12 protein-coding genes, 1 tRNA gene and 1 pseudogene are annotated in these 12539 nt (G+C 69.9%); 10 read left to right on the top strand and 4 right to left on the bottom strand.

The genetic code is table 11. From position 1 onward, the window contains the following. Nucleotides 1-167 precede the first annotated feature (167 nt). Entirely contained in the window at nt 168-713 is a 546-nt protein-coding gene (locus OHA64_RS32445; protein ID WP_405624213.1) for a response regulator, read from the bottom strand. Between the two features lie 290 nt (nt 714-1003). Between OHA64_RS32445 and OHA64_RS32440 the strand changes: the two genes are divergently transcribed. From OHA64_RS32440 to OHA64_RS32430, 3 genes and pseudogenes are all read left to right on the top strand, one after another. After that, nucleotides 1004-1075 (top strand) — tRNA-Arg (locus OHA64_RS32440). A 315-nt stretch (nt 1076-1390) separates the two neighbouring features. Beyond that, on the top strand, nt 1391-2083 hold the full coding sequence (locus OHA64_RS32435) for a hypothetical protein (RefSeq protein WP_405619154.1): 693 nt from the start codon (nt 1391-1393) through the stop codon (nt 2081-2083). Between the two features lie 358 nt (nt 2084-2441). Next, a pseudogene (locus OHA64_RS32430) lies at nt 2442-2624 on the top strand (helix-turn-helix domain-containing protein); the annotation flags it as partial. Between the two features lie 117 nt (nt 2625-2741). On the opposite strand, the gene OHA64_RS32425 reads toward OHA64_RS32430, so the two are convergent. Continuing rightward, nucleotides 2742-3476 (bottom strand): ferritin-like domain-containing protein, encoded by a 735-nt coding sequence (locus OHA64_RS32425; RefSeq protein WP_405619152.1) that lies wholly within the window; start codon nt 3474-3476, stop codon nt 2742-2744. 146 nt (nt 3477-3622) lie between these two features. Here OHA64_RS32425 and OHA64_RS32420 point away from each other — a divergent pair, with 146 nt between their 5' ends. The 4 genes from OHA64_RS32420 (at nt 3623) to OHA64_RS32405 (ending at nt 7122) form a co-directional block, all read left to right on the top strand. Next, a complete protein-coding gene (locus OHA64_RS32420; RefSeq protein ID WP_405619150.1) occupies nt 3623-4165 on the top strand; it encodes a hypothetical protein in 543 nt (180 codons plus the stop codon). A 93-nt stretch (nt 4166-4258) separates the two neighbouring features. Further along, nucleotides 4259-4915 carry a DUF3105 domain-containing protein gene (locus tag OHA64_RS32415; protein ID WP_405619148.1) on the top strand — a complete coding sequence of 219 codons (657 nt, stop codon included), beginning with the start codon at nt 4259-4261 and terminating at the stop codon, nt 4913-4915. Nucleotides 4916-5150: 235 nt separating this feature from the next. After that, a complete protein-coding gene (locus tag OHA64_RS32410) occupies nt 5151-6476 on the top strand; it encodes an acyltransferase (protein ID WP_405619146.1) in 1326 nt (441 codons plus the stop codon). 145 nt (nt 6477-6621) lie between these two features. Continuing rightward, nucleotides 6622-7122 carry a peptidylprolyl isomerase gene (locus tag OHA64_RS32405; RefSeq protein ID WP_405619144.1) on the top strand — a complete coding sequence of 167 codons (501 nt, stop codon included), beginning with the start codon at nt 6622-6624 and terminating at the stop codon, nt 7120-7122. Nucleotides 7123-7361: 239 nt separating this feature from the next. Here the strand turns inward: OHA64_RS32405 and OHA64_RS32400 are convergent, their stop codons facing one another. Further along, nucleotides 7362-8423, bottom strand: a complete 1062-nt coding sequence (locus tag OHA64_RS32400) for a Ku protein (RefSeq protein WP_405619142.1) — start codon at nt 8421-8423, stop codon at nt 7362-7364. Nucleotides 8424-8495: 72 nt separating this feature from the next. On the opposite strand from OHA64_RS32400, the gene ligD reads away from it, so the two are divergent. Continuing rightward, nucleotides 8496-9377: a non-homologous end-joining DNA ligase gene (ligD, locus tag OHA64_RS32395; RefSeq protein ID WP_405619140.1), complete on the top strand. Its 882-nt coding sequence runs from the start codon at nt 8496-8498 to the stop codon at nt 9375-9377. A 729-nt stretch (nt 9378-10106) separates the two neighbouring features. On the opposite strand, the gene OHA64_RS32390 is transcribed toward ligD, so the two are convergent. Further along, nucleotides 10107-10913 (bottom strand): nuclease-related domain-containing protein, encoded by an 807-nt coding sequence (locus OHA64_RS32390; protein WP_405619138.1) that lies wholly within the window; start codon nt 10911-10913, stop codon nt 10107-10109. 135 nt (nt 10914-11048) lie between these two features. On the opposite strand from OHA64_RS32390, the gene OHA64_RS32385 reads away from it, so the two are divergent. Together OHA64_RS32385 and OHA64_RS32380 are read left to right on the top strand one after the other, a co-directional pair. After that, nucleotides 11049-11555 (top strand): dual specificity protein phosphatase family protein, encoded by a 507-nt coding sequence (locus tag OHA64_RS32385; protein WP_405619136.1) that lies wholly within the window; start codon nt 11049-11051, stop codon nt 11553-11555. Between the two features lie 241 nt (nt 11556-11796). After that, on the top strand, nt 11797-12501 hold the full coding sequence (locus OHA64_RS32380; protein WP_405619134.1) for an SH3 domain-containing protein: 705 nt from the start codon (nt 11797-11799) through the stop codon (nt 12499-12501). The last annotated feature ends 38 nt before the right edge of the window (nt 12502-12539 follow it).

Genomic DNA, 12539 nt, shown 5'->3' with positions numbered 1-12539 from the left:
GTGACAGGACTGGTCGGACGGGCAGTAGTTCCTGCCGGTGTAGCCGCCGGTGTCAGCCGCCGGCAGGCACAGAACCCCACCGAGCCTTCGCCGGTGCCGGTGCCGGTGCCGGTGCCGACACGGTTGCCGATTCCAGTTGCCGCCGACGGTGATGGCGACAAGATCGATCAGCCGCCGGCCCGCCCGGCCCTCTCGGCAGGCTCGGCCTCTCCGGCGGTCCCGAGAATGCCGTCGAACGCGGACTCCTCCGTATGCCCCTCCGTAGACCCGTCCGCGACACCCCTACCCCTCCCCTCCGCGATCAACTGCCGTACGAGACGCACGAGTTCGGCAGGATCGAAGGGCTTGGCGAGGAATGCGTCGACACCGGAGTCGAGCCCGGTCTCGACCTCGTACTGCGTGCACGCGCTGACGATGGCGATTGGCAGATGGCGTGTGCGCGGATCGGAACGCAGCCGGGCCGCTGCCCTGAGCCCGTCGAGGCGAGGCATGACGACATCGAGGGTGATCACATCGGGCCGAACCTGATGAACGACATCCAGACACTCGGCACCATCGGCCGCGGTCACCACCTCGAAACCCTCCAGTTCGAGATTGACCCTGATCAGCTGCCGGATGACCTTGTTGTCGTCCACAACAAGCACCCGGCCAGACGCGCCTGACACAACTCGAGAGTAGGTCGGGACCGGCCACCGCGTCCGGGTTTTCCCCACTTCCACCCCGTGTTCCACCCCGTGCGGGCAACCCTCCTCCACGCCAGCCCCACGTCCACCCTGCGCCCTCCCCCGCGTAGGGCCCACGTCCACCCCGCGCGGGCGCCCCTCCTCCACGTCGACCCCTACTCCCCCTCAGAGCGAGCGACTCTCTCCACGCCGAGCCCCAGCAACCGCCCCACGAGCGACGACGTGGCCTCGCCCGACCCCACAAAACCCGTTCCTGAACACCCTGACGGAGCTGGTAGTGTTCTACCCGTCGCCGCGAGCAAGCGCTCAGCCGCCGACACGCCCCCGTAGCTCAGGGGATAGAGCAACGGCCTCCGGAGCCGTGTGCGCAGGTTCGAATCCTGCCGGGGGCACAGAAGCCGGAACAGCGTGATCATCCCGCTGACCTGCTGAAGTGCCAGACATCAAGAGCCGGACCCAGTCTCACTGGGTCCGGCTCCTTGTCGTTGCTACGCGCTGATCGCGATAGACCTGCGATAGATGCCTGACGCCATCAGGTGCGCAGCGTTCGGCGGGAGGTCGCCTTACTGAGGCTTCTACTCATCGAGGCCCGCTCCTTCACCGAACCAGATTCGGTCTCCCTGGCTAGTAGCCTGGGCGGCGGCACTTTTGTCAGGCATGACCGGAAATACAGCTTTGGGCACGACGCATGGGCGATGGTGTCTGCTGTGACGGATGCAGCCGATAGCGAGTCTTCCCCTAGTGGTTCAGCGGCACCGAGGAAGCATGCCGTATGGAAGTGGCTCGCCGGCGTGGTAGCTGCGGTGATCAGCGGCGTTCTCGTGGCCTGGCTGAGCGGATTGCTCAACGATGACGGACCGTCGAACCCTCCAAGCCCCACCAGCAAGCGGTACATCCTGCCTTTCGCCGAGAACGGGAACCTCCAACCCAAGTACAGGGCTGCGCGCAAGGTGCAGACCGGTGAATGCCCGACCAACTCCGTTTTCTCCGCCGATCCAGAGGCGCTGAGATGCGTCACTGCTGGCGAGCTCTTCGATCCCTGCTGGTCGCATGCACTCACCGTTGCTTGCCTCCGCTCCCCATGGGACCCGGAGGTGACCGTGATCAGCAAGGTGACGGCGCACGCCCCGCCGAGCAGCGAAAAACCGAAGCCCGAGCCGTGGGCTTTGGAGATCAAAACGCCGAAGGGCGGGGTCACGCTTCGCTGCAGCTTCGCCGGCGGAGCAACGTCCACCGTGGCCAACCAACGAGTCAACTGGCGCTGCCAGAAGGGAACAGGTCCCCTGATCGGCAGCGCGGCGGGCGAGCCGGATCGATCCACCAAGCCCTGGACGATCCTCTATAAAGAGGACGACGACGCCGAGGTTCGCCAGGCCGACATCCTGACCGTCTGGTATTAGAGTGTGCCTCTTTGATCGGTTGGTGACCTGATTGGATCCATACATCCGATTCGTGATCACTGATGTGATGTGGGACCGGATTGCGCTGCGGATAGCGGCCGATCCGTGGACCGCGGTGAGCCGACTACCACCGCGCACTCGCAGCCATCGCATGGAAGTACCCGCACCTGCCCGCTCTGGCGTCACTCACCTCCAGGCCAGTCGAGTTCCTGTTCGATCTTCTTATTCATGAGCTCCTCTTGGCCGTAGATGCACCCCTCGTAGACACGGTGGATCACCTCGGGCGAGTTGCGGACCCGACTGGCGACCTCGGCCACGGGGACGCCGGCATTCAGCCACCTCGTGACGCAGGTGTGGCGCAGGATGCGTGGCCGCCGAGGCCGCCCGCCGCCTCACCCTCAGCGTGCGCGCGCTGACCTACCGGCTGGAGCGCATCCACAAACTCACCGGTGCCAACCCCGCCGATCCGGCCCACCGTTACATGCTCCAGACGGCGGTCATCGGCGCGCGACTGCTGGACTGGCCCGCCAAGGACCTCTGACGTCGTCGCTGTCCGACATGAGCAGTCCGACATGAGCAGTCCGACATGATGGGCGTGCCCGTCTCGGCGTACCGCTTCAGCCGTTCATCAGCCGGCCCCTGTTTCAGGTCGCCTGCCCTACGCCCCAGCCTGCCTCGATGCGTCCGGGCGGGGCACCAGCACCGCGGCGACCACCGTGCGGGACGAGGTCATGACATCGGCCACGAAACGCAGGCGCCCGAGGTCGAGTCGGCGCAGTGCCGGACCGTGGTCGGCGGCGACGACGAGACAGGCCGCGAGCAGAAGAAGTCGCCACAGGGCCATCACCGGGCGGCGCACTGCGCGGGGCAGCTCTGCGAGAGAGGCGTGCAGTCGCTCGCAGTGGAACGGGACGTGACGCTGCTCGTCGGACAGGATCCGCCCTGCCACGTCCGCGGTGAGCGAGTCGTCGGTGCCGTCGCGCAGCGCCCGGTAGTAACGCAGCGCCACCACTTCCGCGATCATCAGCACCAGCAGTTCCATGCGTAGGCCCATGAGACGCCGCAGCCGTACGAAGACCGTGTCGCTCCAGTGGCCGGACAACGTCGGCATGCCCCCGGCGGCCAGCAGCCGGGCAAGGAGACGTGCGTGGTTCTGCTCCTCGGCTATGAAGAGCCGGACCGCCTGCGCGTAGTCGGCATCGCCGGCCTGGTCCGCTTTGCCGACGAGGTTGGCGCCGTCGCCGTCCTCGCCGACCTGGAAGCGCTGGATGCTGGCCCACACCGCCGGATGCAGTGTCGCGCTTCGCCCCCAGTCCGGATCACCCTGGGCGCGTCTGCGCTCGCGCTCGTCCTCGAACCGCGTTGTCCACTTGGCGAAGTCGCCCGTATGCACTCGGTCTCCCCTCTTCCGGGGCACGGCCACCGTGCCCCGGTGAGGGACGACGCAGACGGACACCGAACCGTTCCACTGCTGTCCACCGCGGGCGGTCGCCCGGTCACCGAGGACGGGGTGCACAGGTACCGCATAACATCTCCGTGATGAACAGCCGGACGGAGCAGCGCGGGGCGCGGGGGGCGTTCCTCGCGTTGCTCTGGGGTGTGCTGGGTGTGCTGGGTGTGATGGGTGTGCTGCTCGGCTCGCTGGTGGTGTGCGCGGACGCGGGGCACCGGGAACAGGCGGAGCAACAGGCACGGCAACAGACGCAGACGCAGACGCAGGCGCAAGAACAGCGACGGGCTTCCGGCGGCTCGGCTTCGGCAGCCGCGATCGGCACGCAGGTGTCGGCGGGGCGCGGCAGCGTCGACCAGCGCGCAGGGGATCAGCCCCGCGCCCAGGGCGCCCACCGCGTCGTAGCCGCGGAGCACCCGCACGACTGTCCCGCGGGCACTCCGTGCTGGACCCGGTCCCAGCACGCAGCCCTGCATCCCGTACGGACGACGCTCCCCGGCACCGTCCAGGCGCTGTCGGCCCTCCTCCCCCGGCTGCCGCGCCCTGCCGCCGCGGAAGGGCGGGTCTGGCCCGGCCCTCCGCCCAGCCGGGGCGCTCCCGATCTGCACGTCCTTCAGGTGCAGCGGACGTAGGCGGACTCCCGCTCACCCACGCGGGCCCTCGTCACCCCTGCACCCACGTACCGCCGCGTCATCGCACCGCGCGGCGGGGAGAAGGACGTACCCATGAGCAAGACCAGCAAGAAGGCGGCCTCTTCGGCCCGCAAGGAGCGGATAGAGGAGATGCGCCGGGCCGAGCGAGCCCGCGAGCGGCGCAACCGGATCCTCACCATCGGTCTCAGTACGGTGATCGTCGCCGGGCTCGTCGGCTGGGGCGCATACGCGCTCAACAGCGCCAACGAGAAGGAGGAGCAGCAGGCCGCCGCGGCGAAGGAGCCGGTGCGCGGCGAGAAGACGTGGGAGGCCAAGAAGCTCGGCCGCAACCATGTGACCAGCACCGTCTCGTACCCGATGAAGCCGCCCGTCGGCGGTGATCACCACCAGGCGTGGATGACCTGCGACGGCACCGTCTACACCAAGGCCGTCGCGCACGAGAACGCCGTCCACTCGCTCGAACACGGGGCGGTGTGGATCACGTACAACGACAAGGCGTCTGACGCCGACGTGAAGAAGCTCGCCGACAAGGTGGGCAGTACGCCGTACACGCTGATGAGCCCCGAAAAGGACCAGGCCGGGGCGGTCATGCTCTCGGCCTGGGGCCGTCAGCTCACGGTCTTCAGCGCGTCCGACCCCAGGGTTCAAAAGTTCCTCGGCAAGTACGTCCAGGGCGCGCAGACCCCGGAGCCAGGTGCCCCCTGCTCGGGTGGGCTGAAGGCGACCTGAGCGGGCGGACGCGGGAGGAGTGGGCCGGTCGTCCTATGGTCTCGGGCCCGGCCCGGCCCGCTCCTCGACTCACCCCCGGCGCCGTCCATGCCGTTCACGCCGTCCATGCCGTTCACGCCGTCCATGACCTGATGGCAGCACAGCCCGGGTGGTCCGGTGTCGGGCCGGGCACGGGTTGGTTGCGGCACGGTCTTTTCGGCTCGATGGCGCGGGTGAATCGGCAGCATCACGACGTATGGACAGAGACCGGTACGTCGACTCCCTGCGCGCCTGGGCGATCGTGCTCGTGGTGTTCGGGCACTGGCTGATCACCGGCCTGGTGCACGGATCCGACGGGGAGATCGACGCGCCGGAGTTGCTCGCGGTCGTGCCCTGGACCCAGTGGCTGACCCTGGTGTTCCAGATCATGCCGCTGTTCTTCCTGGCCGGTGGCCACGGAGCGGCCGGCTCCTGGGAGCGGGAGCGGGCGTCGGGCGGTACGGCCACGGGGTGGGTGCGGCGACGGTCGGTGCGGCTGCTGCTTCCGGCGGGTGCGTACAGCGGGCTCGTACTGCTCGCCGTGGGCATCGCGGCGGGCGTGGGCGTGGATCCGTACACCCTGTCGCTCGTCGGGTGGGCCATGGCCATGCAGTTCTGGTTTCTGCCGGTGTATCTCGTGCTCGGCGCGCTGACGCCCGTGCTGCACACGGCACATCGGCGTTGGGGGCCGCGCGTTCCGGTCGTGATGGGCGCGGTCGCGCTGGTCACCGATGCCGTCGTGGTCGCGGGGGGCCTGTCGTACGTCGGGCCGCTCAACTACGTGCTCGTGTGGGGCGTCGCCTACCAGCTGGGGTTCTGCTGGCGGGACGGGTTGCTGGGCAGGGGCCGGGCGGTGCCCGCCCTGCTGGCCTCGGGCGGCGGGCTGGCCTTCGCGCTGCTGGTCGGCCCCGGCCCCTTCCCCGTCAGTCTGATCCTGGTGAGGGGGCAGCAGCCCGGCAACACCGATCCGCCCTCGGCGGCGATGCTTGCGTGGGCGGTGGCGCAGGTCGGGGCGTGTCTGCTGGTGGCGCCCGCGGTGCGGCGGGGGCTGGCGCGGGAGCGGGTGTGGCGGCCGGTGCGCTCGGTGGCCGGCGCCAGCATGACCCTGTATCTGTGGCACATGCTGCCGGTGTTGGTGATCGCCGGCGCGTTCTACCTGACCGGCCTCGCGCCCGAGCCGGCGTACGGGTCCGCGGCGTGGTGGGGGCTGCGGGTGCCGTGGCTGCTGGTGCTCGGGGCCGTCATGGCCGGGGTGCTGTCGGCGCTGCGGCCGTTGGAACGGGGGCTGTCGGCCGCGTACGAACGGGTCCGTCCGGACGCCGGTCCGCGCCGGGCCTGGACACTGTGGCTGGGGCTGGTCGCGTGTGTCGCCGTGCTGAGCCGGTTCGCGGTACAGGGGTTCACGCAGGACGGGCGGTTCCCGGTGCTGCCCGCGGTGGGACTCGCCGTCGGTGTGGCGCTGGTGCTGCTGCCCGGACCTCGGCCGGCCCCGGTCCAGCCGGACGGGACTGCCGCCAAGAGCTCCTTGGAGGGGGCCGCCTGACGTCCGGTCGGATGTCAGGCGCGGCGTCCGGTGAGACGTCCGGTGAGGCGTCCAGCAAGGTGTCTGGTCAGCCCGGCCGCCGGGCGCGGTGGGGGCTGTGTGACAAGATACTGCGGCCAAGACCCGCCAGAAAGGGACGAATTACATGTCCAGCGTCGAGCTGACCACGAACTTCGGCCGTATCGTTCTCGAACTTCATGATGCCGAGGCCCCCAAGACCGTCGAGAACTTCCTGACGTACGTCCGTAACGGCCACTACGACGGCACGATCTTCCACCGCGTGATCGACGGCTTCATGGTGCAGGGCGGTGGATTCACCGCGGAGATGGCGCAGAAGCCCACCCTGGCGCCGGTTCCGAACGAGGCCGACAACGGGCTGAAGAACGCCGCGTACACCGTGGCGATGGCGCGCACCAGCGACCCGCACTCGGCGACCGCGCAGTTCTTCGTCAATGTCTCCGACAACGAGTTCCTCAACTACACGGCGAAGACGCCGAGCGGATGGGGTTACACCGTCTTCGCCCGGGTCAGCGAGGGCCAGGACGTCGTGGACAAGATCAAGAACGTGCGCACGGGCAGCAGCCGCGGCCACCAGGACGTGCCCACCCAGCCCGTGATCATCGAGTCCGCCAAGGTTCTCGGCTGACGGGACGACAGCGCGCGACGGGCTGCCGACGCGACCTGCGGCCGCGGGCACGCCGCTGACGCGGTACGCAGGTCGAGCGGTGTGCGCGGGTCAAGCGACGCGCGCCGGGTACGCGGTACGCAGGTCAAGCGGTGCGCGCGGGGCACGTGGGGCACGCGGTAGGCAGGTCGTGCGGTGCGTGGGGCGACCCGGTGCGCGTCACTCGGTGCGCGGGTCAATCCGTGCGCGCGGTGCGCGGGTCATGCGGTTCGTTTGCGGGCCGCGGTCTTCTTCGCCGCCGTCTTCTTCGCGGCCGTCGTCTTCTTCGCCGCCTTCTTCGTCGTGCTGCCGGCCGACGCCGTCTTCTTGGCCCCCTGCGCCGACTTCGCCGTCGTCTTCTTCGCCGCCGCCGTCGTCTTCTTCGCGGCGGTCTTCTTCGCTGTCGACGTCGACTTCTTGCCGCCCGCCTGCTTGGGGGTCGCCCGCGCCGACTTGCGGGCCGGCAGCTGTCTGACCTCCGCGGACTCCTCGGGCGCCGCCTCCTCCCCACGCGCCTCCTTGGCGTCCCGCACGCTCTTCTCCAGGGCGGCCATCAGGTCGAGGACCTTGCCGCCCTTCGCCGGTTCGGGCGCCTCGGGCGGGGCCTCCCCGGCGGCCTTCGCGGCGACGACCTCCTCCAGGGCCTCGCGGTACTCGTCGTGCAGGTCGTCCAGGTCGATCTCACCGAGGGTGTCCATGAGGGCGTCCGCGAGGTCGAGTTCCTTGTCGTTGACGGTGACCTTCGTGTCGGGGGCGAGACCCTCGGGGGCGCGGACCTCGTCCGGCCACAGCAGTCCGTGCAGGGCGATGGCGTCGTCCACGACGCGCAGCATGCCGAGGCGTTCCCGGCCACGGAGGGCGTACTTGGCGATGGCGACCTTCTGGCTGCGCTTGAGTGCCTCGCGCAGCAGGGTGTACGGCTTGGCGGCGGGAGCGCCGCCCGCCGCGAGGTAGTACGCGGCGTCCATCTGGAGCGGGTCGATCCGGTCGGCCGGCACGAAGGCCACGATCTCGATCGTTTTGGCCGTCGGGAGCGGCAGGTGGGACAGGTCCTCGTCGGTGATCGGGATGATCGTGCCGTCCGCGTCCTCGTAGCCCTTGCCGATCTCCGACTGGGTGACCTCGCGGTCGTCCAGTTCGCACACCTTGCGGTAACGGATACGGCCGCCGTCCTCCGTGTGGATCTGGCGGAAGGAGATCGAGTGGCTTTCGGTCGCGTTCACCAGCTTGATCGGGATGCTGACCAGGCCGAACGAGATGGCGCCGTTCCAGATGGATCGCACGTGCAGCACCCTTTCGATCGGTTTGCGATGAGTTACATCCACTTTCAGATAAATGTCTGGGATTCTCATCGTATGACGCCGATCACTGAGGTGGAGGGGCGAAGGCTCGCGCTCAGCAATCTGGAGAAGGTGCTGTATCCCGCGACCGGCTTCACCAAGGGCGAGGTGCTCCACTACTACGCGACCACCGCCGAGGTTCTGCTGCCCCACCTGCGTGACCGGCCGGTGTCCTTCCTGCGCTATCCGGACGGCCCGGAGGGCGAGGTGTTCTTCACCAAGAACATCCCGCCGGGTACGCCCGACTGGGTCACCACCGCCGAGGTGCCCCGCTCCGAGGGGCCGTCCCGGATGGTGCTGGTGCAGGACCTGGCGAGCCTGATGTGGGCGGCGAACCTGGTCACCGAGTTCCACACCCACCAGTGGCTGATCGACGCGCCCGGCGAGGCCGACCGGATCGTGTTCGACCTCGATCCGGGTGCGCCGGCGACGATCGTCGAGTGCTGCGAGGTCGCGCTCTGGCTGCGGGAGCGGCTCGCGGCGGACGGGATCGAGGCGTTCCCTAAGACCGCCGGCTCGAAGGGCCTGCACCTACTGGCGGCGGTCCGGCAGAGCTCGTCCGATCAGGTGTCGGACTACGCCAAGCAGCTGGCGGTGGAGGCGGAGCGGGCGCTTCCCCGGCTCGTCGTCCACCGGATGACGCGGAGCCTCCGGCCGGGGAAGGTGTTCGTCGACTGGAGCCAGAACGCCGCCCGCAAGACCACGGCCACGCCGTACACCCTGCGGGCCCGGGCCGAGCCGCTGGTGTCGGCACCGGTGACCTGGACGGAGGTCGAGGAGTGCGGCACCCCCGCACAGCTGGCCTTCCAGGCCCCGGACATCGCCCCCCGCGTACAGGACCACGGCGACCTGCTGGCCCCCCTCCTCGACGGCGAGCGCGCAGGCTCGCTGCCCTGACACCGCGCCCGTCCGCACTCCGAACCGGCTGGTCACCTTCCACCCCACCCGGCTGGTGACCTTCCACCCCACCTGGTGACCTTCCGCCTGCCAGGTGACCCTTCAGCGTGCCCGGTCACCTTCCAGCGTGCCCGGCGGTTGCCGACGGGGGGAGGCGGCCCGGGGGCGGCTGAGGGGCTGCCCCTCTTCCAGGCCGCCCGCGGTTGCAGACGGGGTCAGCGGGGTGGCGTGCGGGGAGCGGGGCGACGAGGTCGGCGGGGCGGCGGGTGTGCCGACCAGGTCGGTGGGCCGCCCGGCGGTTGCCCGACGAGGTCGGCGCCTGGCAGGTTGCCGACCAGGTCGACGGGATCGCGGGTGTGCCGACCAGTCCGACGGGCCGCCCGGCGGTTGCCGACGAGGCCGACGGGGTCGCGACGGGGTCGACGGGCGGCCTCCCCCACCTTTCCTGCTCGCCCCGCCACCATCCAGCCGCCCCGAGCCTCCCAGCCTGCCCGGCGGCCTCGCCGACGGGGCTGACGGAGTAGCTGCCCGCCTCCTTGCAGTCCGCCCGGCCACCAGCCAGCCCACGCGGTCACCATGCAGCCCGTCCGGCGTTTGAGGACGAGGCCCTTCAGGGCCGAAGCGGGGGTCGGGGGGGGCAGCCCCCGGCAACGACCACCCCATCCGACCCGCACCACAACCCGCACCGCAAAGGACCCGCACCACAAAGAACCCGCACCGCAAAACGGCTCAACCGCCGGAGGCCCACGTGTGGCGGTCTCGCGCCATCGCGTGCAGCGTCTCCACATCCGCCGGCTTGAGGACGCCGCCGGTGCGGGCGAGGCCGTCGAGTTCCGTGGACGTCAGCACCCGGACCTCGCTCGGCGGAGCGGTGACCGAAACGTCCGCGGGGCCGACCAGCGCGAGGACCGGACGGACCTCGGCCGTCAGGGCGTAGGAGGCCCGGTCGGCGTCGGCGCGGACGCGGCGCAGCAGCGGACGCGGTTCGCGGCGGCCCAGCGCGACCATGGGGTCGGCGACCGTGACCCGCTGTTTGTGGGCGTACAGCGTGTGGACGGCGAACAGACCGCCGGGACCGATCACCAGATGGTGGACGCGGTCGCCGCCGGGCAGCGGGATCGAGTGCAGGGCGCGCCAACCCGCCCGGTCCAGCCGGTCCAGGGCCTCCCCCACCGCCTGCTCGGCCGCGAGGGCCCGGCGGCGCGGGTCGGGGCGCAGCCGGTGCGCGGGCCCCGGGTCGCGGTCCAGGGCGATCTGGAGCGCCTCGCCGGGGCGGTTGGGCGCCAGGTCGTCGTCGGGATGGAGGGACAGCCGGGCCAGTTCCGCGGGGGTCGGCACCGGGGGCGGGCCCACGGCCACCGTTCCGGTCAGGAAGGGCCCGAGAACGTCGAGCACATCCTGTCTGCGGTCCTCGCTGAGCAGGTTGATCCGGGCTGCCTCACGGTCGTACCAGGCGATGTTCCTGCCGTCCGTGAGGCAGACGTAGAGCCTCTCCTGACCGTGGTTCCAGGTCGGTACGACGCGCAGTCCGCTCATGCACCATCACCCCTACCCATGGGAACAGGCGGGGTGCTCCCGTCGCAAGAAGCCGGTTACCTTTGAGGAGGGGTTGACCCGGGTAGGTTCTGTCGGCCCATGGGTGTGAGTTGGCGGAGGCTTGGGGAGGCGCCGTTGCGCACGCGCAGGAAGCAAGCCGACGTACCCGCTCCGGACAGTCCGTGGAACGAGATCGTGCCCGGTCTGTGGATGGGCGGGCACGAGTTCGCGAGCCGACCGGGGCAGATCCAGTTCGCCGTCGTAACAGGCGAGTTCGACCTCGTGCAGACCCTGCTGAGACTGCCGGGCCACGGGCCGGACCCGGGCGTCGAGCACCATGTGTGGCCGATTCCCGACGGGCCACTGGACGGCACCCAGCTCGCGGGGGTGATCCGACTCGCGCGGGCCGCGTGCGAGGCGCTGGACCAGGGCCGCAAGGTCCTCGTCCGCTGTTATCACGGCTACAACCGCTCGGGGCTGGTCGTCGCGCACGCCCTGATCCGCCAGGGCCGCTCGGCGGACGAGGCGATACGGCTGATACGGGCCCGCCGCTCGCCCTGGGCGCTGCACAACGAGCTGTTCGTCGAGTACCTGAAGGCGGGACTGCCGACGGCCAGGCTGCTGGAGGAGCTCGCCGAGTAATCGTTTCTTCCCGAGGCGGATCAGCGGGGGCCACCCGGGCGCACGGTTCGGCGACCCCCGCAGGAAGGTTCCGGCCCGGCCGGGCATGCCGCGGGGCGTGTGCCTCACTGACGCTGCCTCAGCGACGGCCTGCGGGGCCGGCCTCCCCGATGGCGCAGCGTGAGGGGCGCCGCGCGATCACCACTCCTAATGTGGCGATAAGTCAGGTTACGACCGCTTCGCCCCTCATGGAGGTACTCCCATGTCCCTGCGTTCCTCCCTCACCCACCGCCTCGCCATAGCGACCGCCGTCGGCACCCTGGCCGTCGCGACCATGGCCGCCCCCGCCATCGCGGACGACGACTGGAACGGCCAAGGAGGCCAGACCAGCGGCAACGACGGCACCTGGAACCAGGGTGGCGGCAACCAGGCCGGCGGCAACCAGAGCGGTGGCAACCAGACCGGCAGCAATCAGGCCGGCGGCAACCAGACCGGCAGCAACCAAGCCGGTAGCAACCAGAGCGGTGGCAACCAAGCCGGCAGCAACCAGAGCGGTGGCAACCAGACCGGCAGCAATCAGGCCGGCGGCAACTGGAACCAGACCGGCAACGACAACGGATACGACAACGGCGGCAACAGCGGCACCGGCACCGGCACCGGCACCGGCAGCAACACCGGCAGCAACACCGGCAGTAACACCAACGAAAACGCCAACAACAGCAACAACACCCAGTCCCTGTACAAGGGCCGGGTCACAGCCAGCACGCTCGCCCTGCGTGCCCGTCCCGACCGTGGCGGCCAGATCATCCGGTACGCCCACAAGGGCGAGATCGTCTCGATCTTCTGCAAGACCGGCGGCGAGACCGTCGACGGCAACCCGCTCTGGTACCTCCTCACGGACGGCACCTGGGCCTGGGGCGCGGCCCGGTACATCGACAACGTCGGGTCCGCGCCACGCTGGTGCTGATGGCGAAGGAAGACAAGCAGCGCCATTTGGGTAGGTTC

It is taken from the genome of Streptomyces sp. NBC_00076, assembly GCF_045041235.1.
Lineage (GTDB): Bacteria > Actinomycetota > Actinomycetes > Streptomycetales > Streptomycetaceae > Streptomyces.
This window is presented reverse-complemented; position numbering and strand designations above follow the sequence as displayed.

Excerpts from the sequence above, each read along its gene's own strand:
- OHA64_RS32420 (WP_405619150.1), top strand. The coding sequence starts at position 3,623 with ATGAACAGCCGGACGGAGCAGCGCGGGGCGCGGGGGGCGTTCCTCGCG.
- OHA64_RS32415 (WP_405619148.1), top strand. The coding sequence starts at position 4,259 with ATGAGCAAGACCAGCAAGAAGGCGGCCTCTTCGGCCCGCAAGGAGCGG.
- OHA64_RS32410 (WP_405619146.1), top strand. The coding sequence starts at position 5,151 with ATGGACAGAGACCGGTACGTCGACTCCCTGCGCGCCTGGGCGATCGTG.
- OHA64_RS32405 (WP_405619144.1), top strand. The coding sequence starts at position 6,622 with ATGTCCAGCGTCGAGCTGACCACGAACTTCGGCCGTATCGTTCTCGAA.
- ligD (WP_405619140.1), top strand. The coding sequence starts at position 8,496 with ATGACGCCGATCACTGAGGTGGAGGGGCGAAGGCTCGCGCTCAGCAAT.
- OHA64_RS32390 (WP_405619138.1), bottom strand. The coding sequence starts at position 10,913 with ATGAGCGGACTGCGCGTCGTACCGACCTGGAACCACGGTCAGGAGAGG.
- OHA64_RS32380 (WP_405619134.1), top strand. The coding sequence starts at position 11,797 with ATGTCCCTGCGTTCCTCCCTCACCCACCGCCTCGCCATAGCGACCGCC.